Source organism: Mesorhizobium sp. INR15, from assembly GCF_015500075.1.
Taxonomy (GTDB): Bacteria; Pseudomonadota; Alphaproteobacteria; order Rhizobiales; family Rhizobiaceae; genus Mesorhizobium.
Genome location: NZ_CP045496.1, coordinates 1823508 through 1848218 on the forward strand (window position 1 = coordinate 1823508; position 24711 = coordinate 1848218).

The window sequence follows — 24711 nt, forward strand, 5'->3', positions numbered from 1 at the left end:
TTCAGCCTTGGTCTATCAAAGACACCTTAAGAAACGGTTGGGTGGGGGTTGCTCGCAGGCCAGCCGTCGATAGCGCCAAGAATGTCCGTGTTTGCGGCGTGAGGATGACGCGTGTCGGTGAACCGGTTGCATGACAACCCATCGGCATGGATTGGCTCCCCTTGGAAAGGCCGTGTAGCGAAACGAAAAAAGCCCCGCTTGGTGGCGGGGCTTCGTTTTCGGGTGCGGCTATGGCCGCCTGCGTTCGTTGGGCCTACGCGAAGGCGCCGTGGCAGTGCTTGTACTTCTTGCCGGAGCCGCAGGGGCAGGCTTCGTTGCGGCCGACCTTGCCCCAGGTTGTCTGGTTGTTGGGATCGCGGTCCTCTGGGGCGACAACGGCGTTCTGTTCCTGGCGAACCAGGAGGGCTGTCTCGCCACCCTCGAAGTCGTCCTCGCCGGTGGTGCCGTCGATGTGGCTGCCGAACATGTCAGGCGCTTCCGGGGGCGGGGCTTCGGCGGCCTGACGCACCAGCTCGACGCGCATCAGCTGCGCGGTGACGGCCTGGCGCAGGTTGCCCAGCATTGCCTGGAACAGCTCGAATGCCTCTCCCTTGTATTCCTGCAACGGATCGCGCTGCGCGTAGCCGCGGAAGCCGACGACCGAGCGCAGATGGTCGAGATTGACGATGTGCTCGCGCCACAGATGGTCGAGCGTCTGCAACACCACGGAGCGCTCGACATAAGTCATGACCTCGGGGCCGAAGCGGTCGGCGCGTTCCTTGGCGGCGACGTCGGCGGCCTGGGTGATGCGCTCGCGGATATCGTCCTCGGCGATGCCTTCTTCCTTCACCCAATCCTCGATCGGCAGATCGAGGTTGAGGAACTCCGTGACCTCGGCCTTGAGGCCAGCGGCGTTCCACTGTTCGGCATAGGCGTTTTCGGGAATAGCCTTGGCGACGATCTCATCGATGACGCCCTCGCGCATCTCGGTGATGATATCCGTCAGGCCTTCGCCGTCCATCAGCTCGATGCGCTGCTCGAACACCACCTTGCGCTGGTCGTTGGAGACGTCATCGTATTTCAACAGGTTCTTGCGGATGTCGAAGTTGCGCGCCTCGACCTTGGTCTGCGCCTTCTCCAGAGCCTTGTTGATCCAGGGATGGATGATGGCCTCGTCTTCCTTGAGGCCGAGCTTCTGCAGCATGCCGTCCATGCGCTCGGAACCGAAGATGCGCATCAGGTCGTCCTGCAGCGACAGGAAGAATTTCGAACGGCCGGGGTCGCCCTGACGGCCGGAGCGGCCGCGCAACTGGTTGTCGATGCGGCGCGATTCATGGCGCTCGGTGGCAAGCACGTAGAGGCCGCCGGCTGCCAGCGCCTTCTCCTTCAGGCGAGCGACGTCCTCGCGGATTTCCTTTTCCCTGGCGTCGCGCTCGGGACCGGCCGGCATGTCGCCAAGCTCCTCGGCGATGCGCATGTCGGTGTTGCCGCCGAGCTGGATATCGGTGCCACGGCCAGCCATGTTGGTGGCGATGGTGATGGCGCCCGGCCGGCCTGCCTGGGCAACGATGGCCGCCTCGCGCTCGTGATGGCGCGCGTTCAGCACTTCAAAATCCTTGAAGCCGTCCTTGCGCAGGCGCTCGGCCAATTGCTCGGATTTCTCGATCGAGGTGGTGCCGACCAGCGTCGGCTGACCCTTGTCGCTGGCCTCGCGGATCTCCTTGACGATCGCCTTGTATTTCTCCTCGACCGTCCGATAGACCTCGTCGTCCTCATCCTTGCGGATGACCGGCAGGTTGGTCGGGATCTCGGTGACGTCGAGATTGTAGATGTTGCCGAATTCCTCGGCCTCGGTCAGCGCCGTGCCGGTCATGCCGGCGAGCTTCTTGTAGAGGCGGAAATAGTTCTGGAAGGTGACGGAGGCCAGCGTCTGGTTCTCCGGCTGGATCGCCACGTGCTCCTTGGCTTCGAGTGCCTGATGCAGGCCTTCCGAATAGCGGCGGCCAGGCATCATGCGGCCGGTGAACTCGTCGATGATGACGATCTCGTCGTTGCGGACGATATAGTCCTTGTCGCGCTGGAACAGCCGGTGCGCCTTCAGCGCATTGTTGACGTGATGGACGATGGCGACGTTCTCGACGTCATAGAGCGACTCGCCCTTGAGCAGACCGGCGTCACGAAGCAGGTTCTCCAGCTTCTCGGTGCCTTCCTCCGTGAAGATCGAGGTCTTCTGCTTCTCATCGATCTCGTAGTCCTGCGGCTGCAGCTGGATGATGAAGGTGTCGATGGTGTTGTACATTTCGGAACGGTCCTCGAGCGGACCGGAAATGATCAGCGGCGTGCGCGCCTCGTCGACCAGAATTGAGTCGACCTCGTCGACGATCGCGTAATTGTGACCGCGCTGCACCATCTGCGCGCGTTCATACTTCATGTTGTCGCGCAGATAGTCGAAGCCGAGCTCGTTGTTGGTGGCGTAGGTGACATCGGAGGCGTAGGCGACGCGGCGTTCCTCGTCGGAAAGTCCATGGACGATGACGCCGACCGACAGGCCGAGGAACTTGTAGACGCGGCCCATCCATTCGGAATCGCGCGTCGCGAGATAGTCATTGACGGTAACGACATGGACGCCGTTGCCGGCGAGGGCGTTGAGGTAGACAGGAAGGGTGCCGACCAGCGTCTTGCCTTCGCCGGTGCGCATCTCGGCGATGCCGCCATTGTGCAGCACCATGCCGCCGATGAGCTGAACATCGAACGGCCGCATGCCAAGCACGCGGCGGGCCGCCTCGCGGGCCGTCGCGAAGGCTGGCACCAGCAGATCGTCAAGGCTGGCGCCATTGGCGATGTCCTGGCGGAATTTTTCCGTGCGGCCGGTAAGTTCCGCGTCGGACAACGCCCGCATCTCGTTTTCCATGGCATTGATCGCCTCGACGCGAGGCCGGGTCGATTTGACCCGACGGTCGTTGGAGGAACCGAAAACCTTACGGGCGAGACCGCCGAGACTGACCATCCACTGGTCCTTTCGATAGAATTCTCAATCTTGAGATGAGTACCGGCCGGCCCCATCAATTCCACGTGAACGTGGAGAAACACAAAAAGCGCCCGGAAAACGGTTCTGGACGCAAAGTCGTTGGACAGATAAGAGGGGGCTCAACTGATGTCAACGCCGCGCTGGCCCTGCCGGGCGCGCCAAATTCCGCCACAATCTGGCTGATCTGGAAGCCACCCGCTCTTAACAATCCCTCACCGGAGTTAACTTCATGTCCTTATTGTTCCGCCGCGCGTCGCTTGTCAGCCTTGGTCTGGCATTCGGGCTGTCGGCTCTTTCGCTTTCGCCTGTGATGGCGCAGGAAGCCGCTCCCGCCCCGGCGGATGCGGCAACGGCACCCGCCGCCGCGCCCGTCGATCCGAACGCCGTGGTTGCCACGATCAACGGCCAGAACTTGACCGAGGCGGACCTTGTGCTTGCTGAGGGCGAGCTGTCGCAGCAGTTTGCGCAGCTCCCGCCGGAACAGCGCCGCGCCGCCGCCCTTTCGGCAGCCATCGAGATCCGCGTCATGGCCGCCCAGGCGGTCACCACCGGGCTCGACAAGGATCCCGACTTCCAGCGCCGCATGGCGTTCCTGCAACAGCGCGCCCTGCATGGCGAGATGGTCGAGAAGGGTGTCGTCGACAAGGTCACGGATGCCGAGATCCGCGCCCGCTACGACCAGGAAATCGCCAGCACGCCGCCGGTCAACGAGGTGCATGCCCGTCACATTCTCGTGAAGACCAAGGAAGAGGCCGAGGCCATCATCAAGCAGCTCGATGGCGGCGCCGATTTCCAGAAGCTCGCCAACGAACACACCAGCGACCCCTCAGGCAAGACCAATGGCGGCGATCTCGGCTGGTTCGGACCTGGCCAGATGGTGCCGGAGTTCGACAAGGCGGCTTTCGCGCTTGAGGTCGGCAAATACACCAAGGAGCCGGTGCAGTCGCAGTTCGGCTGGCACGTCATCAAGCTCGAGGACAAGCGCACCAAGCAGCCGCCGGCGTTCAACGACGTCAAGGATCAGGCCAAGCAGGCTGTCATCCGCGACAAGTATTTCGCGCTGGTCAAGTCGCTACGCGGCGCCGCCAAGGTTGAAATTCCGGATGCGAACCTGAAGAAGGCGGTCGATACGCTGGAAAGCGCCAAGTAAGTCACGCAGTCACCAAGGGCGCGGCGGGCAGTTTGCCCGCCGCGCCCTTTTTTTGTTTTAGAGCTGGCTCGGGGCGGCGATGCCTTTCAGCACGTAGCGGACGGCGGCGCGGATGGCGGCCTCCTCTCCGTGAAGGCGGTTGGTCAAAAGGTGTACCCAGGCGAAGGAGCCGATGAGGTCGGCAACGAGGAGGGGATCGACATCGGTCGCGACCTCACCTCTTGCCTTGGCGCGCTCGATCATCCGGCTGGTATGGGCGCGGCGCCCTCTCGCGTACTCGTCAAGAGCCGCGGCAGCACTTGCATCCGACTGTGCTTCGGCAACGATCGAACGGAAGATGCTGCCCGACGACGTGTCATGCCAGTGCGAGAACAGGCTGTTCAGGAAGCCAACGAGATCGTCCTCGATGTTTCCGGTGTCCGGATTGTCGACGCGCTTCTGGCGCTGATAGATATCAAGCAGCAGTGCAGCCTTGCTCGGCCACCAGCGATAGATGGTGGGCTTCCCCGCGCGCGCCCTGCGGGCCACCGCCTCTATTGAAAATCCCGAATATCCGGCTTCGACCAGCACGGCTTCAGCGGCTTCCAGAATGGCGCCGGCGCTGTCCGGGTTGCGCCGTGCTCCGATCGATTTACGGCCGGGATCCGCGCCTTCGCCCATCTCGTTTTCCTACCAGTCCATTTCGCAGGCATCATAGGTGACCCCTGGAGGAAACGAAACGGGGCGTTTCAAATTATCGGGGACAGGAAACCATCAAAAAGACTGAGGGTCGGCGGAGTTCAATTGGCGGCTGCGGCCGATGTTTCCGAGCTTATGCGCCAGCCGTCGTCGACCTTGACAAGTCCCAGCGTGACACGTGCCTTGCCGGTGAGGCGCGCCGCCGATTTGTCTTTCGGCACATAGTCGTAGTTCATGGCGAAAACGGCGTCGGCGCGATCCTCGCCGCGCGGCGTCACCTGAAGACTGCCCGGCTCGAGATCAAACGACCACGATGCCCATTGCGCGAACCAGTCGGTCTTGACCTTCACCAATGCATCGGTGTCGTAGGGGGTGCCGAAAACAGTGGCGGACGAGCCGTAGAGCCGCTTGACGGTTTCGCGCATGTCTTTCGTGTCGGGCGCCAGATAGTCCCGGCGCAGGAATTTCTCGATCGAGCTCTTGTCGTCACCGACGGATCGCTCAAGCGCGGCCACTTGCGAGGCAGGCGCCGGCGCGACAGCCGGCTTGGGCGGCTGGATGGGTTCGCCGCCCGGGACAAACTCAAAACGCTCGAGCAGCGAGCCTTGCTCCCAGGGGCGCTGCGACTCGCGTGTCTCGGACACCACGTCGCGCCGCACCGCGATCATCATGTCGTTGATGCTTTGGCCGGGCTCGGCAATGTGCCGCAGGAGTGCGGCGGCAAAGGGCGAGTTGCGCCCGGTCCCGTCCATGGCGACGGCGCCGGGCGCTGTCGAGAAGGCGATGAACGAGCCACGCGTCGAATCGAATTGCGCAAGGCCAGCAAGCGCCGTCGCCGACCGGCTGGCGGCGTTGCGGCTGAGACCGCGCGCAAAGGGATTGTTGCGGCAGGCATCGAGAAAAACCAGGCTGACCTTGGTCTGCTGTTCCATGATGTCGAGGACTTCGTCGATCGGCACGGCTTCGAGCTGCAGCTTCACCGGCATATCCAGCCGGGCATCGACCGGCACGATGAAGTTGCGTCCTTCGACCTGCAGGCCATGACCTGCATAGTAGAAAAGCCCAACACCGGCGCCTTGAAGGGCGTCGGAGAATTCGCCGATCTTGCGTTCGAGTTCGCGCTTGCCGAGATCATTGCCTTCGATGACCTCGAAGCCGATGGCGCGCAGCTTGTCCGCGATGTCGAGCGCGTCATTGACCGGGTTGGGCAGCGTGCCCGCTTCGTCATAGGTGCCGTTGCCGATGACAAGCGCGACCCTGCGGTCCGGCTGCGCATCGGCGCTCAGGAGCAGAAGCCCCAGAAACGCCGACACCAAGATCACAAGCCTGCCCATGGGTGAGGATCATAACGCCACTGCCCGTGACAGTGCCAACAAATTTGCAACACGGCCGGGCCATGGACGAAACATGGTAAGTATCGGGCTCTTGCCGCGACCACGAAAACGCCTTGCGCCGGGGCGCGGTATCGGGCAAACCGGCGTTTCCCCAGCGTTTTCCGCCGCCCGAGGTTCCCCATGTCCGATACGATTTCGCCGCTCGCGCCGAAGAAATATCCTCAGATGCCCGAGATCGAGGGGGTGCGCATCGCCACCGCCGAGGCTGGGATAAAATACAAGAACCGCACTGATCTTCTGGCCATGGTTTTCGATGCCGGCACGGCTGTCGCCGGCGTGTTCACCAAGTCGAAATGCCCATCGGCGCCGGTCGATTTCTGCCGCCAGAACCTCGGTGGCGGCAAGGCGCGGGTGCTGGTCGTCAATTCAGGCAACGCCAATGCCTTCACCGGCAGGAAGGGTCGCGAGTCGACCGCGATGACCGGGGAGGCGGCAGCGAAAGCGGCGGGCTGCACGGCTGGCGAGATCTTCCTGGCTTCGACCGGGGTCATCGGCGAGCCGCTCGACACCACCAAATTCAGCCATTTGCTCGCAGGGCTGGTCAAGGATGGCAGGCCCGATCAATGGACCGAGGCGGCGAAAGCCATCATGACCACGGACACCTATCCGAAAGTGGCAACCGCGACGATCAAGCTCGGTGACACCGATGTCACCATCAATGGCATTTCCAAAGGGGCCGGCATGATCGCGCCCGATATGGCGACGATGCTTTCCTTCATCGCCACGGACGCACCGATCGCGGCCCCGGTGCTGCAGGATCTGTTGTCGCGCGGCACGGCCAAGACGTTCAACGCGGTCACCGTAGACAGCGACACCTCGACCAGCGACACTTTGCTGATCTTTGCCACCGGTGCGGCCGCCAGGCGCGGTGCGCCTGCCATCACGGACCCTAGGGATGCGCGTCTCGGTGCGTTCCGCCGCGCGCTCGGCAAGGTGCTGAAGTCACTGGCGCTGCAAGTGGTGCGCGACGGCGAAGGTGCCCGCAAGCAGGTTGAAGTGACCGTGACCGGCGCGAAATCGGCCAGGTCGGCCAAGCGCATCGCGCTGTCGATCGCCAATTCGCCGCTGGTCAAGACGGCGGTTGCCGGAGAGGACGCCAATTGGGGTCGTGTCGTCATGGCTGTCGGCAAGGCAGGAGAACCCGCCGACCGTGACCGGCTGTCGATCTGGTTCGGCGACAACCGGCTGGCGCATGATGGCGAGCGCGATCCCGCCTATTCCGAGCAGGCGACCTCGGCCTACATGAAGCGTGACGAGATCCGCATCCGTGCCGATATCGGCATCGGCCGCGGCAAGGCGACGGTGTGGACGTGCGACCTCACCAAGGAGTATGTCGCCATCAACGGTGATTATCGGAGTTGATGGCGTTGGTTTCCAAGCACCCGGCAAGCATGCTGGCAACGGTGCGCCGCTACGAGGCGGCCGGCTTTCGCGCCTGGCCGGCGGCGGCCGTTCACTATGACGGCACCTGGGTTGTGCGGCTGACCGCCGGCCATCCCGCGAAGCGGCTGAATTCGGTCAATCCTCTCGATCCGGGCGACATCCAGCACATTCCCGATCGCATCGGTCGCGCCAGCCGGCGTTTCGATGCCTATGGCAGGCCGCTGACCTTCCGCATCTCGCCGCTCTCGGGGCCCGATCTTTCGAACTATCTCGACAGCGAGGGCTGGAGCAGTTTCGACGAATCGGTGGTGATGCGCCTGCCGCTGGCCGAGGCCCAGCTTGACGCCGCGATGGACCAGATTCCCTTGAAAGACATCAGCCGCTTCATCGGCGCGTCGCTCAAGGTGAGTGGTTCGGATGTGTCGCTGCGGCCCGGCCTGTCGGAAATCATTGGCGCCATCCAGCCCGAGGCCGGGCTGTTCGCGCTTGAGGATGGCAGCGAGCCGCTGGCGACGCTGATCTGCGTCCATGATGGCGATCTCGCGGGACTGTTCGAGGTCGCCACCGAAAAGTCGGTGCGCAACCAGGGCCATGGCCGAAACCTGATCCTGTCGGCGCTGAAATGGGCGCGGCTGCGCGGCGCGCGCGAGGCCTGGCTGCAGGTCGAGGCCGGCAATGTGCCGGCGCTGGCGCTCTATCACGCCCTCGGGTTCAACGAGGTCTATCGCTATCACTATCGCCGGCCGCCCGAGGCATGAGCGTCACGGTGAATTCGGGCAAACGCCTGCTCCTGGTCGCGGCCTGCGCGCTGGTCGACACGGATGGCCGTGTGCTCCTCGCGCAGCGGCCCGAGGGCAAGCAGCTTGCCGGCCTGTGGGAGTTTCCGGGCGGCAAGGTTGAACCAGGCGAAACGCCCGAACAATGCCTCATCCGCGAGCTGCAGGAGGAAATCGGCATCGAGACCGAGATTCCGTGCCTCGCACCGCTCACCTTCGCCAGCCATTCCTACGACGACTTTCATCTGCTGATGCCGCTGTTCGTCTGTAGGCGCTTCCGCGGCATTGCCCAGCCCAGGGAAGGTCAGGCACTGAAATGGGTGCGGCCAAAGCAGATGCGCGATTACCCGATGCCGCCGGCGGATGCGCCGCTGATTCCTTTCCTTATCGATCTTCTGTGAAGACGCTGCTTTCCTGAGCGGGCCTCTTATCAGCCAGCGTTAATGGAAGATTTATCTTGCCGTGAAAAATTGAGCGAAGGCCGTGTTCTGGCCGCGCCGCCGATTCGCTGGGGAGCGATTGCATGAACCTTGAGAGGGATTGGGACTCGATCCGGCCGGACCGTTTTCGAGCCGCCGACACGGGCATGGGCATACTGCGCATCACGCTGCTGTTTGGTTCGGCGGCGGTGGCTCTCGCCCTTATCGCGACACCGTTCCTCGACAGCCAGACACGATCGCCATCTGCGCGCGACGACCTTGCCGCCGGTCTCGACATGACCGCGACCGGCTCGATCAGCCATCGCGACACATACACGTTGCGCAGAAGCGTGCTGCAGCCGCAGCCAAGCTCGGTCTGCATCATCAGGGCCAATGGCAGAAGCAGCGGCGACTGCTGACAGTCGCAGCCTTTTCGAAATGGCGCGGTTTTCAGTGCCTGTTAAGCCTTTGCCGTTAACCTTTCTTAACAGATCGGCGCTAAGGTCCTGGCAAGAGGGATCGAGATCATGAAAACACTGCGACGTTTTCTAGAAGACGAAAACGGTGCGACGGCCGTCGAGTACGGCCTGATCGTCGCGGTGCTGTCGCTTGCCGTCGTCGCAGGCGTCGGCCAGGCGCTGAACGCCGTCTCCGCACTTTTCACGGACAATGGCGGCAGGTTCGTCAACGCTTTCGGCGCGCCCTGATCAAGGCGCGATGGGACGCAGAATTAGCCGCCTTCGGGATTTTCCAGGATTTTCTTGAGCGAGACAGTGGCGGACCCCGGTTTCAACGGCTTTTGCTGTGAGGCATCGGGCGCCCAGCCGGACATCCACACCGTCGAGAAACTAGCCCTTACACGGCCATCCGGATCGGAAAACCGTTCGGCATAAATTTCGGCCGCGCGGGCGAACAGCATCTGTGTGCCAGGCCGCCTGCTGCGATCGAAGAGCGCGCTGGTTTCACCCATCGCCCGCAGGTCCGCCATCAGGCCAAACAGACTGGCATAGCGCACCGTCACCGTGTCGACGTCGGTGACCGGCAGCGCCAAGCCGGCGCGCTGCAAGAGTGCGCCGGCATCGCGCACGTCGGTAAACGGGATGATACGCGGGCTGGCGCCGCCGTAAAGTTCGGTCTCGGCGGCAAGCAGGCTCTCGCGCAGTTCAACGAGCGTGCCCGCGCCGGCAAAGGCACCGAGGAAAAGTCCGTCGGGCCGCAGCGCGCGGCGGATCTGGATCAGCATGCCGGGGATGTCGTTCATCGCCTGCAACGAGAGCAGGGAAACCGCAAGATCCAGGCTTTCTGGCTCGAACGGTACGGTCTCCATGGGGGCGACCAGCCCGGCCGCCCCTCGCAGGAATGATGCATCGGCCTCGACGCGTATGATCTCTTTCACCTTGCCGCTCTCGGCAAGCACGTCGGTTGCCGCCGGGGTCTGGCAGAACAGCACGGCTGCCTTGCCGAACTTGCGTTCGACCGCGCCCAGCCGATCGGCGAGTTCCTCCGCCGCCCGGCGCATGAGGAAATCCGCACCCTCGACCGGATTGGCAAGCGCCCGGCGCTTGTGCGCCAGCCACAGAGAACTATCCATTATCGGCTGCAAAGGCAGGTCCTCGTTTGTCCGCATTGCGATATAGTACGGCGCAGGGTCCATGTGACCTCCAAGGGCAAGTTGTCAACGGCACCCCCGAGAACCGATCACGTGGCCAATCCCATGTCCAAGATCAAGCGTATCGAAATCAGGCGGTTTGCCCAAGCGGCGCTGACATGGCCGGCGCGCGTGCTCTTTCCTCCCGTCTGTGCCGGTTGCCGCCGTCATGTCACTCAGCCCGGCGTGCTGTGCGGCGCCTGCTGGCCCAAGCTGCGGCTGCTGGAGCGGCCCTGGTGCCCGGTCATGGGCACGCCGTTCACCCATCACATGGGCGAGGGGTTCCTGTCCGCCGAGGCGATCGCCGATCCGCCGCCTTTCGAGCGGGCGAGGGCGGCCGTTGCCTATTCGGGCGTCGCTCGCCAGATGGTGCAGGGTCTGAAGTATCAGGATCGCACTGATCTGGCGCCGTGGATGGCGCGCTGGATGCTGCGCGCCGGCGCCGACCTCATCGCCGATGCGGATGTGGTTGTGCCGGTGCCGCTGCATTGGCGGCGCTTCTTCAAGCGAAAATTCAACCAGTCGGCGGAGCTGGCAAGGGCGGTGTCGCAGCTCAGCGGCGTTCCATTCGCGCCGGCGGCGATGCGGCGCGTAAAATCCACCCGCCAGCAGGTTGGACTGGAACGCAAGGATCGCGAGGACAATGTACGCGCCGCCTTTCGCGTGCCAGCGGAGGCGGAAATCGAGATTGCCGGCAGGCGGGTGCTGCTGATCGACGATGTCTATACGACAGGCGCCACCGTGCGGGCCGCCACCAAGGCGCTGAAAAGAGGTGGCGCCGCTACCGTCGATGTGCTGACCTTCGCCCGCGTGCTGCCGGGGGACTTCCGGGCGGACGAGACCACGACTATATAAGTCGGCAACGGATGCATAAGTCTGGAAGAGACCGCGGAAATTCATCATGGTTGATGTCACGATCTATACACGCATGATGTGCGGCTATTGCACGGCGGCCAAGCGGTTGCTGGAGCGCAAGGGCGTCGCCTTCACCGAGCACGATGCGTCGTTCTCGCCGGAACTGCGCCAGGAAATGATTTCGCGCGCTCATGGCCGCTCGACCTTCCCACAGATTTTCATCGGCGACACACATGTCGGCGGCTGCGACGACCTCCACGATCTGGAGGCCGAAGGCCGGCTCGACAAGATGCTCGCCAACGGCTCGACGGTTTGAGGATATGACAATGGGTGTTTTCAAGGCTGCCGCTGTCCAGATGCGTTCGGGCGAGAGCCCTGAGCGCAACGCGGTCGATCTCGAGCGGATGGTGCGCGAGGCGGCAGGCCTGGGCGCAACCTACATTCAGACGCCGGAAATGACCGGAGCGCTGATCCGCGACAAGGAGGCCCGTGCCGCCTCGTTCACGTCGGAGGACAAGGACATCATCGTCTCGACCGCTCGCGGACTGGCGAGCGAGCTCGGCGTCTTCCTGCATATCGGCTCGACCGCCATCCTGCGCGCCGACGGCAAGCTCGCCAACCGGGCGCTTCTTTTTGGTCCGGACGGCGCCACGCTCGCTACCTATGACAAGATCCATATGTTCGATGTCGATCTCGACAATGGCGAGAGCTGGCGGGAGTCAGCGGCCTACGAGCCCGGCACCGAAGCTGTCGTCACCAACATTGCCGGCGCTAGGCTGGGTTTTGCCGTCTGCTACGATTTGCGCTTTCCGCAGCTGTTCCGCTCCGAAGCGATGGCCGGCGCAGAGCTGCTTTCGGTGCCCGCCGCCTTCACCCGGCAGACCGGCGAGGCGCATTGGCACGTGCTGCTCAGGGCGCGCGCCATCGAGAACGGCGCCTATGTCGTGGCGGCGGCGCAAGGCGGCGTGCATGAGGATGGCCGCGAGACCTATGGCCATTCGCTGATCGTCGATCCGTGGGGCCGTATCATCGCCGAGGCTGCGCATGACGAGCCGGCGGTGATCGTTGCCGAGATCGACCCGGCGCAATCGCTGGCGGCGCGCAAGAAAATCCCCAATCTGAAAAATGCGCGGGACTTCGCCGTCAATGCCGGCCTGGTGGAGACGCCGCGTCTCAGGGGTGCCGCCTCTTGATCCGTTTTTCCCTGATCTGCGAGCGCGAGCACCAGTTCGAAGGCTGGTTCCGCAGCAATGACGATTTCGACACCCAGAAGAAGCGGGGTTTCGTCGATTGCCCGTCCTGCGGTTCGCACAAGGTGCAAAAGGCGCTGATGGCGCCGGCCGTCTCCACCGGACGCAAGCAGGAGAAGATCGCGCTGGCCATGGGCGAGGCGCAGAAGCAGGCGCTGGCGCAGCTGAAGGCGATGGCCGAAAAGGTGCGCGAGAATGCCGACTATGTCGGCGACAAATTCGCCGAGGAAGCACGCAAGATCCATTTCGGCGAAAGCGACGCGCGCGGCATCTACGGCGAGGCGACGCTGGACGAAGCCAAGAGCCTGGCCGAGGACGGCATCGAGTTCATGCCGATCCCGAGTTTTCCTGACGAACGCAATTGACCTGACATCACTGTCCTATCGGGCGATTGGAGTCGCAATCAGCCGTTGTCCTAGCTGGCCGCCGACTTCGCGCTGCCGATCAATTTCTCCAGCAGGTGGGAAAGCGTGTCGCACTCGGCACGCGTCAGGCCAGACAGGATCTCATGTTCGTTGGCAACATGGGCGGTGACGGCCTCGTCGATCAGTGCGAGGCCCTTCCCGGTCAGTTGCACGACAATCCCACGCCGGTCGCTGGGATGCGGGCCGCGCAGGATCAATCCTGAAGTCTCTAGGCGATCGAGCCGATTGGTCATAGCGCCCGACGTCACCATCGTCGCTTCATAGAGAGCTGTGGGCGTCAGTACGAACGGCGTGCCCGAGCGGCGTAGCGTTGCCAGCACGTCGAACTCGCCGGCCTGCAGTCCGAAGCGGGCAAAGAGCGGTGCCAGCCGATCCCTTGCGATCAGCGAGGAGGCTTCGTTGAGACGTCCAAGCACGGCCATGGGCGACACATCCAGATCGGGCCGCTCCTTGTTCCACTGTTCGACCGCCTTTGCCGCACGATCCATCTGTCTCACCATTAAATATCTTGACGTTAAGAATCTTTGCATTATTTTACCTCAAGATACAAGGGCGGCCAAGCGCCGCTTCAATGACGGAACATCCGATGAAAATTCTCTGGGAATCAGCCCTCGGCCTGCTGGTCGTCACCGGCGGTCTGCTCGGCCTGACGCTGCCATTCGGCAAGCTCGCCACGACGGCCGGCGTGCCTGCCATGGTCTGGGCCTTCGTTATCTCGCTCGGCGCCGGTGGCGTTCTGCTGCTCGCGCTCCTACTGCGCGGCGAACGCATCCGGCTGACGCCGCACAAATTGCGCTACTTCTTCGTCACCGCCGCGGTATCCTATGCTGCCCCGAACCTGTTGATGTTCTCGGCCATCCCGCATCTTGGCGCCGGCTATACCGGCATCATGTTCACCCTGTCGCCGGTCATCACGCTGGTGTTCTCGATCCTGCTGCGCGTCCGGCGGCCCAACATGCTGGGCATATCAGGCATTGCCGTCGGCTTCGTCGGTGCGGTGATGGTGGCGGTGACACGTGGCGAAGCCGGCCAGCCGGCCGATCTGTTCTGGGTGGCGATGGGATTGCTCATCCCGGTCAGTCTCGCCGCCGGCAACATTTACCGCACTGTCGACTGGCCGGAAGGCACCGGCCCGATCGAGCTTGCCGTCGGCAGTCACCTTGCATCGGCGGCGATGCTGTTCGTGGGAATTCTCGTCTTGCTGGGCCTCAAGGCCTTCGCACCGCTCGGCGCTGTGCCGCTGGTGGTGGTCGCGCAGGTCGCGTCGGCCTCAGCCATGTTCGCCTTCTTCTTCAGGCTGCAAGCGGTCGGCGGCCCGGTCTATCTTAGCCAGATCGGATATGTGGCGGCGGCGGTTGGCCTGTTTGCGGGAACGATTTTTCTCGGCGAACACTATCAACTCATGACCTGGGCGGGCGCGCTGATCATCACCGCCGGCGTGTTCATCACCACAAAAGCCCAGAGCCAGAAGAGCTGACCGTCGGCACCGTCACTGCGGGTTTGCGTCGAACGCTTTCCGGAGGGCCGGCGGAGCGACATTTCGCCATGACGTTCGTATGGCGCTGCGGAATGTCTGGTCGTCGCAAGCGACGAGCATGATCGACGTCCAGCCTTTGCGGCCCCAGCCGCCCGGCACGGGTTTGAAAACCCTGGGTTCGGCGGCAGCCATCATCTCTTGCTGATCGAGATCGAGCTTGATCACGGCGCGATTGTCTTCTGGCAGCGACATGAAGATGCGGTTGCGCACCCGGAAGTCGGCCTTGCCGAAATGCGATTTCTCGACCGCTTCGGGGAGTTCAAGCGTCAAGTGTCGGGCTGTTCTAGGGTCCACGGTCCAAAACTCTCCGCCTCAGCCCTCAGACACTGCCCTTTTCAGCCAGCACCATGTAGTTGACGTCCATGTCCTTGGACCGCGACCAGCGGTCGGCGAGCGGGTTGTAGGTCACGCCGCTGCGGTCGATGATGGAGAGGCCAGCGCCGCCAAGCGCCTTTTCGAGCTCCTCAGGGCGCACCAGCTTGCCGAATTGATGGGTGCCGCGCGGCAGCCATCGCAGCACGTATTCGGCGCCGATGATGGCCAGTCCCAGCGCCTTCAGCGTGCGGTTGATGGTGGCGACGAACATGATGCCGCCTGGCCTGACCATCTCGCCGCACTTGGCGACGAACAGGTCGACGTCGGCGACATGCTCGACCACTTCCATGTTGAGGATGACGTCGAATTTTTCACCGGCATCGGCAAGGTCCTCGGCTGTCGTGGCGCGATAGTCGATGCTGACGCCGCCCTCCGCCGCATGCATTCTGGCCACTTCGATGTTGGTTGCGGAAGCATCGGCGCCGACCACTTCGGCGCCAAGCCGCGCCATCGGCTCGCACAAAAGGCCGCCGCCACAGCCGATATCGAGGAAGCGCAGGCCCTCGAACGGCCTTGCCGCGCGCGGATCACGGCCGAAGCGTGTCGCCACCTGGTCGCGGATATAGGCAAGCCGGACCGGGTTGAACTTGTGCAGCGGGCGGAACTTGCCGTTCGGGTTCCACCATTCGGCGGCAAGGGCGGAGAAGCGCTCGACTTCTCCAGCGTCGATCGTCGATCGGCGGGGCTCTGGCATGGCTTGGTCTCCTCGGACGCTAGGAAGTCGGGCGTGAGGCGAGGAAAGTCAAGGCAGCAATTTTCAATGCTGACAAAGCCGCGCGATCTACTTTGTATCGAGCACCTCGCGCAGCTTGGCGGCAAGCTGCTCGATGGTGAAGGGCTTGGCCAGGAAATGCACGTCATGGTCAAGCACGCCATTGTGAACCACGGCATTCCTGGTGAAACCGGTGGTGAAGATCACTTTCAGGCCAGGCTGGCGCGCGACCGCTTCCTCGGCGAGCTTGCGGCCATTCATCACCGGCATGACGATGTCGGTGAACAACAGCGCCACGCCAGGTGTCTCCGCCAGTTTCTGCAAGGCTTCCTGGCCGCTTCCGGCATGGACGACGGTGTAGCCGAGTTCGCGCAAGGCATCCGTGGTGGAGGCGCGAACACGGGCATCGTCCTCGACAACGAGGATGGTTTCGGTCACCGGCGTGGCGGAATCACCGCGCCGGCCGGTGGGCGAGGTGGCCTCCTCGGCGCCAAAGAATCGGGGCAGATAAATCTTGATCGTCGTGCCTTCACCGGGCTCCGAGTAGATCTTGACGTGTCCACCCGACTGTTTGACGAAACCAAAGACCTGGCTCAGCCCAAGACCGGTGCCTTTGTTGACCGGCTTGGTGGTGAAGAACGGCTCGAAGGCCTTGGTGATGATCTCGGGCGACATGCCCGAACCGGTGTCGCTGACAGCGATCATCACATATTGGCCCGCCGTCACCTCCGCGTGGGTGGCGGCATAGCTGTCATCGAGGTGGCTGTTGGCTGTCTCGATGGTCAGCTTGCCGTCCTCGCCCATGGCATCGCGTGCGTTTACGGCGAGGTTGAGAATGGCATTCTCGATCTGGCTCGGGTCGGCATGGGTCTTCCACACGCCGCCGGCCAGCACCGTTTCGACGCGGATGCCTTCGCCCAGTGTCCGGCGCAACAGGTCGGACATGCCCGTCAGCAGCCGATTGGTATCGACGACCTGCGGCGCCAGCGGCTGCTGGCGTGAGAAGGCGAGCAGCCGGGCGGTCAGGTTGGCGGCACGGGTCGCGGCGTCGGTCGCTGCCTCGATGAATTTCGCGATGTCGTGCTCGCCACGCGCCAGCTTGCGCTGGGCAAGGTTCATGGCACTGATGATCACCGCCAGCATGTTGTTGAAATCGTGGGCAATACCACCGGTAAGCTGGCCCACCGCTTCCATCTTCTGCATCTGCCGAATTTGCGATTCGGCCTTTTCGCGTGTGACGATCTCGTTGCTCAGCGCAACGTTCTTTCTGGTCAGTTCGTCCTGGGCAGTCACAACCTCGCGAAAACGGCGGCGCGACTCGCGGATCGTATAGGCACCCAGCAGGAAGATCGCCAGCAGCGCCGTCAGCGAGCCGATGCGCAGCCAGTTCTCGACCTGGTCGGTATGCGCATCGCGGGCGCTGAGCGCGGCGCCGCCGGCCCGCCGGATGGTGTCAATGCTGGCTCGGATCTGGTCCATCGCGGCCTTGCCCTGGCCGCCACGCACCAATTCCAGCGCCTTTGCCGTATCGCCATGATCGTATAGGTTGATCGTCTCGGCGAGCTCGGCCAGTTTTAGCGACAATGCGTCCTTGATGCGGGCGATCTGCTGGACGATCTCATCATCCGGAGCGTTCATGGCGTCGATACGGGCAACTTGTCCTGGGATTGCGGCAACGGCCTGCCGATAAGGTTCAAGATAGGATTTCTCGCCGGAAAGCAGGTAGCCGCGCTGGCCGCTTTCGGCATCCTGCGCCATCGAAAGCAGTCCGGACAGAAGTTCCTGATATTCGATCGTCTCGCGGGCGGCGACACGGCCGGCGCTCTGACCCTCGACAAGAATGGCGCGCGTGCCGACGATCAACGCCAGCACGGCGAAGCCGATGACGAGCGGAAGCGATTGCCATCGCATGGCACGCCGAAGACGAGCAATCATCTGTTATGCCGAACCAAAAGGAATTTCACCGCGGGCAGCATTTCGTAAGCGGCACCGCGGCGGAACGCAATATGCCGCCGGCTTCCGGGCAACAATCGTTGCCAGCCTTGCGAAACCGCGATCATTTGGCTAAGGAGGCCGCGCATTCAGCGGCCGGCATCAGCCGGGCGCATTCCTCCGCATTCGGCTCCGGCCGGCTTCAGTCAAAGGCATTTCGCTTCCATGGCGCGTATCGTGATGAAATTCGGCGGGACATCCGTCGCCGACATCGCCCGCATCCGCAATGTGGCGCGTCACGTCAAACGCGAGGTCGATGCAGGACACGAGGTCGCGGTGGTGGTCTCGGCGATGTCCGGCAAGACCAATGAACTGGTTGGCTGGACGCGCGAGGCGTCGCCGATGCATGACGCGCGCGAATATGACGCTGTCGTCGCTTCAGGCGAGCAGGTGACGGCCGGTCTTCTGGCAATCACGCTGCAAAACATGGGCGTGCATGCCCGGTCCTGGCAGGGTTGGCAGATTCCGATCAAGACCGACAATGCGCATGGCGCGGCCCGCATCCTCGACATCGACGGCGCCTTCCTGATCAAGCGCTTCGGCGAGGGGCAGGTGGCTGTGATCGCCGGTTTCCAGGGCATCGGGCCGGACAATCGTATCGCCACGCTCGGCCGTGGCGGCTCGGACACCAGTGCGGTAGCCATCGCGGCGGCGGTCAAGGCCGACCGCTGCGACATCTATACCGACGTCGACGGCGTCTACACCACCGACCCGCGCATCGAGCCGAAGGCGCGGCGGCTGGCCAAGATTTCCTTCGAGGAAATGCTCGAAATGGCCTCGCTTGGCGCCAAGGTTCTGCAGGTGCGTTCGGTCGAGCTTGCCATGGTGCACAGGGTGCGTACCTTCGTGCGGTCGTCCTTCGACGATCCCGATGCACCCGGAATGGGGGATTTGCTCAATCCGCCCGGAACGCTCATTTGCGATGAGGAAGAGATCGTGGAACAGCAGGTCGTCACCGGAATTGCCTATGCCAAGGACGAGGCGCAGATATCGTTGCGCCGTGTCGGCGACCGGCCGGGCGTCGCCGCCGGCATCTTCGGCCCGCTGGCCGAGGCCAATATCAATGTCGACATGATCGTCCAGAACATTTCCGAGGACGGCAAGTTCACCGACATGACCTTCACAGTGCCGTCGGGCGATGTCGACAAGGCGCTTGCCGTGCTCGAACGCCTGAAAGCCGAGATTGGCTATGATGTCGTGCAGTCGGAAGCCGGCATGTCGAAGGTTTCAGTCATCGGCATCGGCATGCGCAGCCACGCCGGCGTCGCCGCCACCGCTTTCAAGGCGCTGGCCGACCGTTCGATCAACATTCGCGCCATCACGACCTCGGAAATCAAGATTTCGATCCTGATCGACGGTCCGTATACAGAACTGGCGGTTCGTACTTTGCATTCCGTCTACGGTCTGGATAAGCAGTAGCAAGACTGATTTGAGTTGCGTGTGCGCCGGCCGCAGTGGAAACTGCGGCGGGCAGTATGCCCATTGGAGAAGAAGCCGCGATGCGTGATCAGGCCAGTGGCCCGCGCGTTTTGCTGAAACGGCTCCGCGAGCTCATGCAGGAGCCGCTGGAGCCGCAGGAGCGGCTTGACCGGATCGTGCGCGACATCGCGTCCAACATGGTCGCCGAAGTGTGCTCGCTCTACGTGCTGCGCGCCGACTCGGTGCTCGAACTCTACGCCACGGAGGGTCTGAACCCGAACGCCGTCCACCTGGCGCAGCTTAGGCTGGGGCAAGGTCTGGTCGGCACCATCGCCGCCAGTGCGCGGCCGCTCAATCTTTCCAACGCGCAGGAACATCCGGCCTTCGCCTACCTGCCGGAGACCGGGGAAGAGATCTACAATTCCTTCCTTGGCGTGCCGGTGCTGCGGGCAGGGCGCACGCTCGGCGTTCTGGTGGTGCAGAACAAGACCATGCGCCACTATCGCGATGATGAGGTCGAGGCGCTGGAGACGACGGCGATGGTCATCGCCGAGATGATCGCGACCGGCGACCTGGCGCGATTGACGCGCCCGGGCCTCGAACTCGATCTGCGCCGCCCGGTGAGCTTTACCGGCCTGTCCTTCAACGATGGCGTCGGCCTTGGCCATGTCGTGCTGCACGAGCCGCGTATCGTCGTCACCAACCTGTTCAACGAGGACAGCGAGGAAGAGATTCGCCGGCTAGAGACCTCGCTGGGGTCGCTCAGGCTTTCCATCGACGACATGCTGGAGCGCCGCGATGTCGCCTTCGAGGGCGAGCATCGCGAGGTGCTCGAAGCCTATCGCATGTTCGCCAACGACCGTGGCTGGGTGCGCCGGCTGGAAGAGGCGATCCGCAACGGCCTGACGGCTGAAGCCGCGGTGGAAAAAGTGCAAAGCGACATGCGCGCCCGCATGCTGCACATGACCGACCCCTATCTGCGCGAGCGGATGAGCGATTTCGACGACCTTGCCAACCGGCTGCTGCGCCAGCTGATGGGGCGTGGCCCGGAAGATGTCGCGGCCTCGCTGCCCAAGGACGCCATCATCGTTGCCCGTTCGATGGGTGCCGCCGAACTGCTCGATTACCCCAGGGACAAGCTGCGCGGCGTGGTGCTGGAAGACGGCGCGGCGACCAGCCATGTCGTCATCGTGGCGCGTGCGATGGGCATTCCCGTCGCCGGCCAGATGAAGGGCGCCGTCTCGATGGCGGAAAACGGCGATGCCATCATCGTCGATGGCGAAGAAGGCACGATCCATCTGCGCCCGCAGTCCGACCTGGAAGCCGCCTATGCCGAAAAGGTCCGCTTCCGGGCGCGCCGGCAGGAAGTCTACCGCGAGCTGCGCAAGAAGCCGTCGGTAACGCGGGACGGTGTCCAGGTCGACCTGCTGATGAACGCCGGCCTGGCGGTTGACCTGCCACAATTGGCGGAGGCGGGTGCCGCCGGCATCGGCCTGTTCCGCACCGAACTGCAATTCATGGTCGCGTCGACGTTTCCTCGGGCGGAGGCCCAGGAAAAGCTCTACCGCGACGTGCTCGACGCGGCACGCGGCAAGCCGGTCACCTTCCGCACCATCGATATCGGTGGCGACAAGGTGTTGCCTTATTTCAAGGGCGCCATTCAGGAAGAGAACCCGGCGCTTGGCTGGCGGGCAATCCGACTGACGCTCGACCGGCCAGGGCTGCTCAGAACCCAGATCCGCGCCTTGCTCAAGGCCAGCGGTGGGCGCGAACTCAAGCTGATGCTGCCGATGGTCACCGAGCTTGGCGAGATCGTCCAAGCGCGCGAGATTATCGACCGGGAGGTGCGGCATCTCTCGCGTTTTGCCCATCACCTGCCGACCAGCCTCAAGGTTGGCGCCATGCTGGAAGTGCCGTCATTGCTGTTCCAGCTCGACGAATTGATGAAGGCGGTCGATTTCGTCTCGGTCGGTTCTAACGACCTGTTCCAGTTCGTCATGGCGGTCGATCGCGGCAACACGCAATTGTCCGATCGTTTCGACACGCTGTCGGCGCCGTTCCTGCGGGTGCTCAAGACGGTTGCCGATGCCGGCGTGCGCAACAACACGCCAGTGACGCTGTGCGGCGAACTCGCCGGCAAGCCGATTTCGGCCATGGCGCTTATCGGCCTTGGCTATCGCTCGATCTCGATGTCGCCCGCCTCCATAGGCCCGGTCAAAGCGATGCTGACCGAATTGCCACTGGAAGAGCTGCAGGCCTTCTTCGCCGACAATCTCATGGCGCCGGCGCAGGGGTTGCCGATGCGGGCGCTGCTGCAGGCCTTTGCCGACGACCGCTCCATACCGTTGTAGCATTTCATCATGATCAACCTGCCCCGCGACCGTATGGATCAAGTCGTCAAGCGTTTCGAGATGCTCGAAGCGCAGATGTCGGCTGGGCCGGCCGCCGACGCCTATGTGAAAATGGCGTCGGAATATGCCGAGATCCAGGACATGGTTGCCAAGGTGCGAGCGCTGCGCCTGGCTGAGCATGAGCAGGCTGATCTTGAGGCGATGCTTGCCGACAAGGGCACCGACGCCGAGATGCGCGACCTTGCCGAGGCCGATCTGCCGGAGGTCGAGGAACGCATCGAGCAATTGCAGAAAGACATCCAGATCCTGCTGCTGCCCAAGGATGCCGCCGACGACAAGAATGCCATCCTCGAAATTCGCGCTGGCACCGGCGGCGATGAGGCTGCACTCTTCGCGGGTGATCTGTTTCGCATGTATGAGCGCTATGCCGCCGAGCGTGGCTGGCGGTTCGAGGCGGCATCGGCTAGCGACGGCGATGCCGGCGGCTTCAAGGAAATCATCGCCACCGTTTCAGGCAAGGGCGTCTTCGCGCATCTGAAATTCGAGTCCGGCGTGCACCGGGTGCAGCGCGTGCCGGCGACCGAAGCCAGCGGGCGCATTCATACCTCCGCCGCCACGGTGGCCGTGCTGCCGGAAGCGGAAGAGGTCGACATCGAGATCAGGGCCGAAGACATTCGCATCGACACGATGCGCGCCTCTGGCTCCGGTGGCCAGCACGTCAACACCACCGATTCGGCGGTCCGCATCACCCACCTGCCGACCGGCATCATGGTGGTGCAGGCGGAAAAATCGCAGCACCAGAACCGGGCCAAGGCGATGCAGATCCTGCGGGCGCGGCTTTATGACCTGGAGCGCGGCAAGGCGGACGAGGAGCGATCCGAGTCCCGCAAATCGCAGGTCGGCTCAGGCGACCGGTCGGAGCGCATCCGCACCTACAATTTCCCGCAAGGGCGCGTTACCGACCACCGCATCAACCTGACGCTCTACAAGCTCGACCGGGTGATGATGGGCGAACTCGACGAGATCATCAACGCGCTGCTTGCCGACCATCAGTCGAAGTTGCTCGCCGATATCGGCATCGATGGCTGATAGGCTGCCCGACACGCTCGGGCTGCTGCTGCGCGCGGCGCGGGAGCGCCTTGCGGCGGCCGGAGTCGCTGATCCTGCCCTGGACGCCAGGCTGATCGTCGAGCATTTTTCCGGTACGACCCGCACGCAAGCCATCACCGACCCCGAGCGCAAGGCCGACACGAGTGCAATAGCCGCGGTCGATGCCGCCTTGAAGCGACGCGGTTCCGGCGAACCGGTGCATCGCATCCTTGGTTACCGCGAATTCTATGGTTTGCGCCTGTCGCTGTCGCCGGAAACGCTGGAGCCGAGGCCGGATACCGAGACGCTTGTTGAAGCGCTGCTGCCTTTCGCCGAGGCAATAGCAGCGCGGGAGGGCGAATGCCGCATCCTTGATCTCGGCACCGGTACCGGCGCCATTGCCCTGGCGCTGCTCAGCGCTGTTCCGGCGGCGATGGCGACAGGCGTGGATATGTCCGAAGGCGCGCTGGCAACGGCAGCCCGCAATGCAGCGCAACTGGGCCTGGCCGCGCGGTTCACGGCGCTGCGGTCCGACTGGTTCGAAAATGTTTCCGGCAGATACCATGTAATTGCCGCAAACCCTCCCTATATTCGCTCCGAAGACATTGGAAATCTGCAGGACGAAGTCCGCGATTTCGATCCGCGACTGGCCCTGGATGGCGGTGCGGACGGTCTGAGCCCCTACAGGATCATCGCCGCGGAGGCGGCAAGGTTCTTGGAAACTGAAGGCAAGATTGCAGTCGAAATCGGCCACGCACAGCACAATGAGGTCTCGGCGATATTCGCGGCGGCAGGCTATGTGTCGGCTGGTGCTTTCCGTGACCTTGGTGGAAACGACAGGGTTATTGTCTTTGAAGGTGCAAAGCCTTGACGCAGTGCAAAAAAACCGCTTGGCAATACCGGGGAATGCGGCTAGGGTCGCCTTAACCGGATGAGACGAAGCAGGCAGTGCTCTTAGCGATTCGGTTTTCCTTGGAAACAGCTGCCTTCTTGCGCAAACGATGCCCAAGCTTCGAGCGGGAATCGTCCGGCAAGTGATGTAACCGGAACAGGATGGCACGTGGCGCCAACGCAATCGATGCGGGCGAACGCCGGTGAAAAGACGAAACGGTTGGCCGCATGAGCGCCTCCGTTCGTGAAGAGTTTTTCGAAAATTTCAAAATGAAGAGAGTTTGATGAGGCCACAACAGCAGAACAGGCGCATGCGCGGTCGCAACAACAATGGTGGCGGCGGCGGTGGCGGTAATAACAACAACAATAACAACAACAACCGCAAAGGGCCTAACCCCCTGACGCGCAACTACGAGAGCAACGGCCCGGACGTGAAGATCCGCGGATCGGCTCAGCAGATCGCCGAAAAATACGCCACCCTTGCCCGTGACGCGCAAAGCTCCGGTGACCGGGTGATGGCGGAAAACTATCTCCAGCATGCCGAGCATTACAATCGTATCATCGCCGCCGCGCAGGCGCAGATGCCGATCCAGAACGCCCAGAACAATCGCGATGATTTCGACGATGACGGCGACGAGGATCGCGACGATTTCGACAATGGCGGCAACAACAGCAACACCATTTCCGATGTTCCCGTGGTCAACCACGGTGCAGGTCCGCAGCCGGTGATCGAAGGCATGCCGGCCGAACTGGCGTTGAACCAGGAAAACGGCCGCGACAACAACGGCGGCCGCGACAACAATGGCGGGCGTAACAACAGCGGCCGTGAGAATGGCGGCCGTCATCGCGACCGTCGCCCGAATGGCGGTTACGGCCAGAATGGCAACGGCCAGCGCGGCGATTATGCGGCCCGCGGCGAGCAGAACGGCCCACGGGGCGAGCAAAATACTGGCAATGACGCACCAGTCCAAGCTGAGGCCGTTGCCGTCGCCGAGCCCGTTTCCGTGGTTGAGCCGGTGCTGCAGTTCGAAAGCTTTTCGCCGGCCGCGCTTGCCGCCCAGGCAGAGTTGAATGAAGCCGCAGCCGAAAGCAGCGCTGCACGCCGTCCCAAGCGTCCGCGCCGTCCGCGTGTCAATGCCGACCAGATCGATAATGGCAATGCCGCCGAGGAGGTGGCCGCCGCACCGGTGGAAGCCGAAGCCAGCGAGTCGGCGATCTCCACCACTGAAAACTGATCAAACGAAGCGTTTGGATAGTGTCGAACGGCGGAGAGAAATCTCCGCCGTTTTCGTTTGCGCATCCGTGCAATATTATGCCTCGATCACGGGCGAGACGTCTTGAGGGATCATGGCCTGCGCAC

General features: G+C 63.1%; 24 protein-coding genes. 16 read left to right on the forward strand and 8 right to left on the reverse strand.

Annotated features, from left to right (window positions below):
• Positions 1-253: 253 nt before the first annotated feature.
• Positions 254-2986 (reverse strand): preprotein translocase subunit SecA, encoded by a 2733-nt coding sequence (secA, locus tag GA829_RS08855; protein WP_195178147.1) that lies wholly within the window; start codon positions 2984-2986, stop codon positions 254-256.
• Positions 2987-3236: 250 nt separating this feature from the next.
• On the opposite strand from secA, the gene GA829_RS08860 reads away from it, so the two are divergent.
• A complete protein-coding gene (locus tag GA829_RS08860) occupies positions 3237-4157 on the forward strand; it encodes a peptidylprolyl isomerase (protein WP_195178148.1) in 921 nt (306 codons plus the stop codon).
• A gap of 57 nt (positions 4158-4214) precedes the next feature.
• Here GA829_RS08860 and GA829_RS08865 read toward each other — a convergent pair whose 3' ends face one another.
• Both GA829_RS08865 and GA829_RS08870 read right to left on the reverse strand, forming a co-directional pair.
• Entirely contained in the window at positions 4215-4817 is a 603-nt protein-coding gene (locus GA829_RS08865) for a TetR/AcrR family transcriptional regulator (protein WP_195178149.1), read from the reverse strand.
• Positions 4818-4936: 119 nt separating this feature from the next.
• A complete protein-coding gene (locus tag GA829_RS08870) occupies positions 4937-6169 on the reverse strand; it encodes a caspase family protein (protein ID WP_195178150.1) in 1233 nt (410 codons plus the stop codon).
• Between the two features lie 180 nt (positions 6170-6349).
• Here GA829_RS08870 and argJ point away from each other — a divergent pair, with 180 nt between their 5' ends.
• The 5 genes from argJ to GA829_RS08895 all read left to right on the forward strand — a co-directional run bounded on the left by argJ (position 6350) and on the right by GA829_RS08895 (position 9514).
• Complete coding sequence (gene argJ / locus GA829_RS08875) at positions 6350-7591, forward strand: bifunctional glutamate N-acetyltransferase/amino-acid acetyltransferase ArgJ (protein ID WP_195178151.1); 1242 nt, start codon at positions 6350-6352, stop codon at positions 7589-7591.
• A gap of 29 nt (positions 7592-7620) precedes the next feature.
• Complete coding sequence (locus GA829_RS08880) at positions 7621-8370, forward strand: GNAT family N-acetyltransferase (RefSeq protein ID WP_195179575.1); 750 nt, start codon at positions 7621-7623, stop codon at positions 8368-8370.
• Complete coding sequence (gene mutT / locus GA829_RS08885) at positions 8367-8789, forward strand: 8-oxo-dGTP diphosphatase MutT (protein WP_195178152.1); 423 nt, start codon at positions 8367-8369, stop codon at positions 8787-8789. Before GA829_RS08880 ends, mutT begins: the two co-directional genes overlap by 4 nt.
• Before the next feature lie 122 nt (positions 8790-8911).
• Complete coding sequence (locus tag GA829_RS08890; protein WP_195178153.1) at positions 8912-9226, forward strand: hypothetical protein; 315 nt, start codon at positions 8912-8914, stop codon at positions 9224-9226.
• Positions 9227-9334: 108 nt separating this feature from the next.
• Positions 9335-9514, forward strand: a complete 180-nt coding sequence (locus GA829_RS08895) for a Flp family type IVb pilin (protein WP_195178154.1) — start codon at positions 9335-9337, stop codon at positions 9512-9514.
• A 23-nt stretch (positions 9515-9537) separates the two neighbouring features.
• Here GA829_RS08895 and GA829_RS08900 read toward each other — a convergent pair whose 3' ends face one another.
• Entirely contained in the window at positions 9538-10410 is an 873-nt protein-coding gene (locus GA829_RS08900) for a class I SAM-dependent methyltransferase (RefSeq protein WP_195179576.1), read from the reverse strand.
• Positions 10411-10509: 99 nt separating this feature from the next.
• Between GA829_RS08900 and GA829_RS08905 the strand changes: the two genes are divergently transcribed.
• Genes GA829_RS08905 through GA829_RS08920 form a run of 4 tightly spaced genes read left to right on the forward strand, consistent with a single transcriptional unit; the run spans position 10510 to position 12925 of the window.
• The gene (locus GA829_RS08905) at positions 10510-11310 is read left to right on the forward strand and encodes a ComF family protein (protein ID WP_195178155.1); all 801 of its coding nucleotides are present in this window, start codon (positions 10510-10512) and stop codon (positions 11308-11310) included.
• 46 nt (positions 11311-11356) lie between these two features.
• Positions 11357-11626, forward strand: a complete 270-nt coding sequence (gene grxC / locus GA829_RS08910; protein ID WP_195178156.1) for a glutaredoxin 3 — start codon at positions 11357-11359, stop codon at positions 11624-11626.
• Between the two features lie 10 nt (positions 11627-11636).
• Entirely contained in the window at positions 11637-12503 is an 867-nt protein-coding gene (locus GA829_RS08915; protein ID WP_195178157.1) for a carbon-nitrogen hydrolase family protein, read from the forward strand.
• Entirely contained in the window at positions 12500-12925 is a 426-nt protein-coding gene (locus GA829_RS08920) for a DUF1178 family protein (RefSeq protein WP_195178158.1), read from the forward strand. The genes GA829_RS08915 and GA829_RS08920 overlap by 4 nt, the downstream gene beginning before the upstream one ends.
• A 50-nt stretch (positions 12926-12975) precedes the next feature.
• Here GA829_RS08920 and GA829_RS08925 read toward each other — a convergent pair whose 3' ends face one another.
• Entirely contained in the window at positions 12976-13473 is a 498-nt protein-coding gene (locus GA829_RS08925) for a MarR family winged helix-turn-helix transcriptional regulator (protein WP_195178159.1), read from the reverse strand.
• A gap of 98 nt (positions 13474-13571) precedes the next feature.
• Between GA829_RS08925 and GA829_RS08930 the strand changes: the two genes are divergently transcribed.
• The gene (locus tag GA829_RS08930; protein ID WP_195178160.1) at positions 13572-14462 is read left to right on the forward strand and encodes a DMT family transporter; all 891 of its coding nucleotides are present in this window, start codon (positions 13572-13574) and stop codon (positions 14460-14462) included.
• Positions 14463-14474: 12 nt separating this feature from the next.
• On the opposite strand, the gene GA829_RS08935 is transcribed toward GA829_RS08930, so the two are convergent.
• From GA829_RS08935 to GA829_RS08945, 3 genes are all read right to left on the reverse strand, one after another.
• On the reverse strand, positions 14475-14792 hold the full coding sequence (locus tag GA829_RS08935) for an MmcQ/YjbR family DNA-binding protein (RefSeq protein ID WP_258052239.1): 318 nt from the start codon (positions 14790-14792) through the stop codon (positions 14475-14477).
• 49 nt (positions 14793-14841) lie between these two features.
• Complete coding sequence (gene ubiG / locus GA829_RS08940) at positions 14842-15591, reverse strand: bifunctional 2-polyprenyl-6-hydroxyphenol methylase/3-demethylubiquinol 3-O-methyltransferase UbiG (RefSeq protein WP_195178162.1); 750 nt, start codon at positions 15589-15591, stop codon at positions 14842-14844.
• 87 nt (positions 15592-15678) lie between these two features.
• Positions 15679-17520, reverse strand: coding sequence for a CHASE3 domain-containing protein (locus GA829_RS08945; RefSeq protein ID WP_195179577.1), 1842 nt, complete (start codon positions 17518-17520; stop codon positions 15679-15681).
• Between the two features lie 246 nt (positions 17521-17766).
• Here GA829_RS08945 and GA829_RS08950 point away from each other — a divergent pair, with 246 nt between their 5' ends.
• The 5 genes from GA829_RS08950 (at position 17767) to GA829_RS08970 (ending at position 24586) form a co-directional block, all read left to right on the forward strand.
• Positions 17767-19020 carry an aspartate kinase gene (locus tag GA829_RS08950; protein ID WP_195178163.1) on the forward strand — a complete coding sequence of 418 codons (1254 nt, stop codon included), beginning with the start codon at positions 17767-17769 and terminating at the stop codon, positions 19018-19020.
• An 80-nt stretch (positions 19021-19100) separates the two neighbouring features.
• Positions 19101-21371, forward strand: a complete 2271-nt coding sequence (ptsP, locus tag GA829_RS08955) for a phosphoenolpyruvate--protein phosphotransferase (protein ID WP_195178164.1) — start codon at positions 19101-19103, stop codon at positions 21369-21371.
• A 9-nt stretch (positions 21372-21380) separates the two neighbouring features.
• Entirely contained in the window at positions 21381-22460 is a 1080-nt protein-coding gene (gene prfA, locus GA829_RS08960; RefSeq protein WP_195178165.1) for a peptide chain release factor 1, read from the forward strand.
• A complete protein-coding gene (gene prmC, locus GA829_RS08965) occupies positions 22453-23331 on the forward strand; it encodes a peptide chain release factor N(5)-glutamine methyltransferase (RefSeq protein ID WP_195178166.1) in 879 nt (292 codons plus the stop codon). The genes prfA and prmC overlap by 8 nt, the downstream gene beginning before the upstream one ends.
• Positions 23332-23635: 304 nt before the next feature.
• Positions 23636-24586: a DUF4167 domain-containing protein gene (locus tag GA829_RS08970; RefSeq protein ID WP_195178167.1), complete on the forward strand. Its 951-nt coding sequence runs from the start codon at positions 23636-23638 to the stop codon at positions 24584-24586.
• Positions 24587-24711 lie beyond the last annotated feature (125 nt).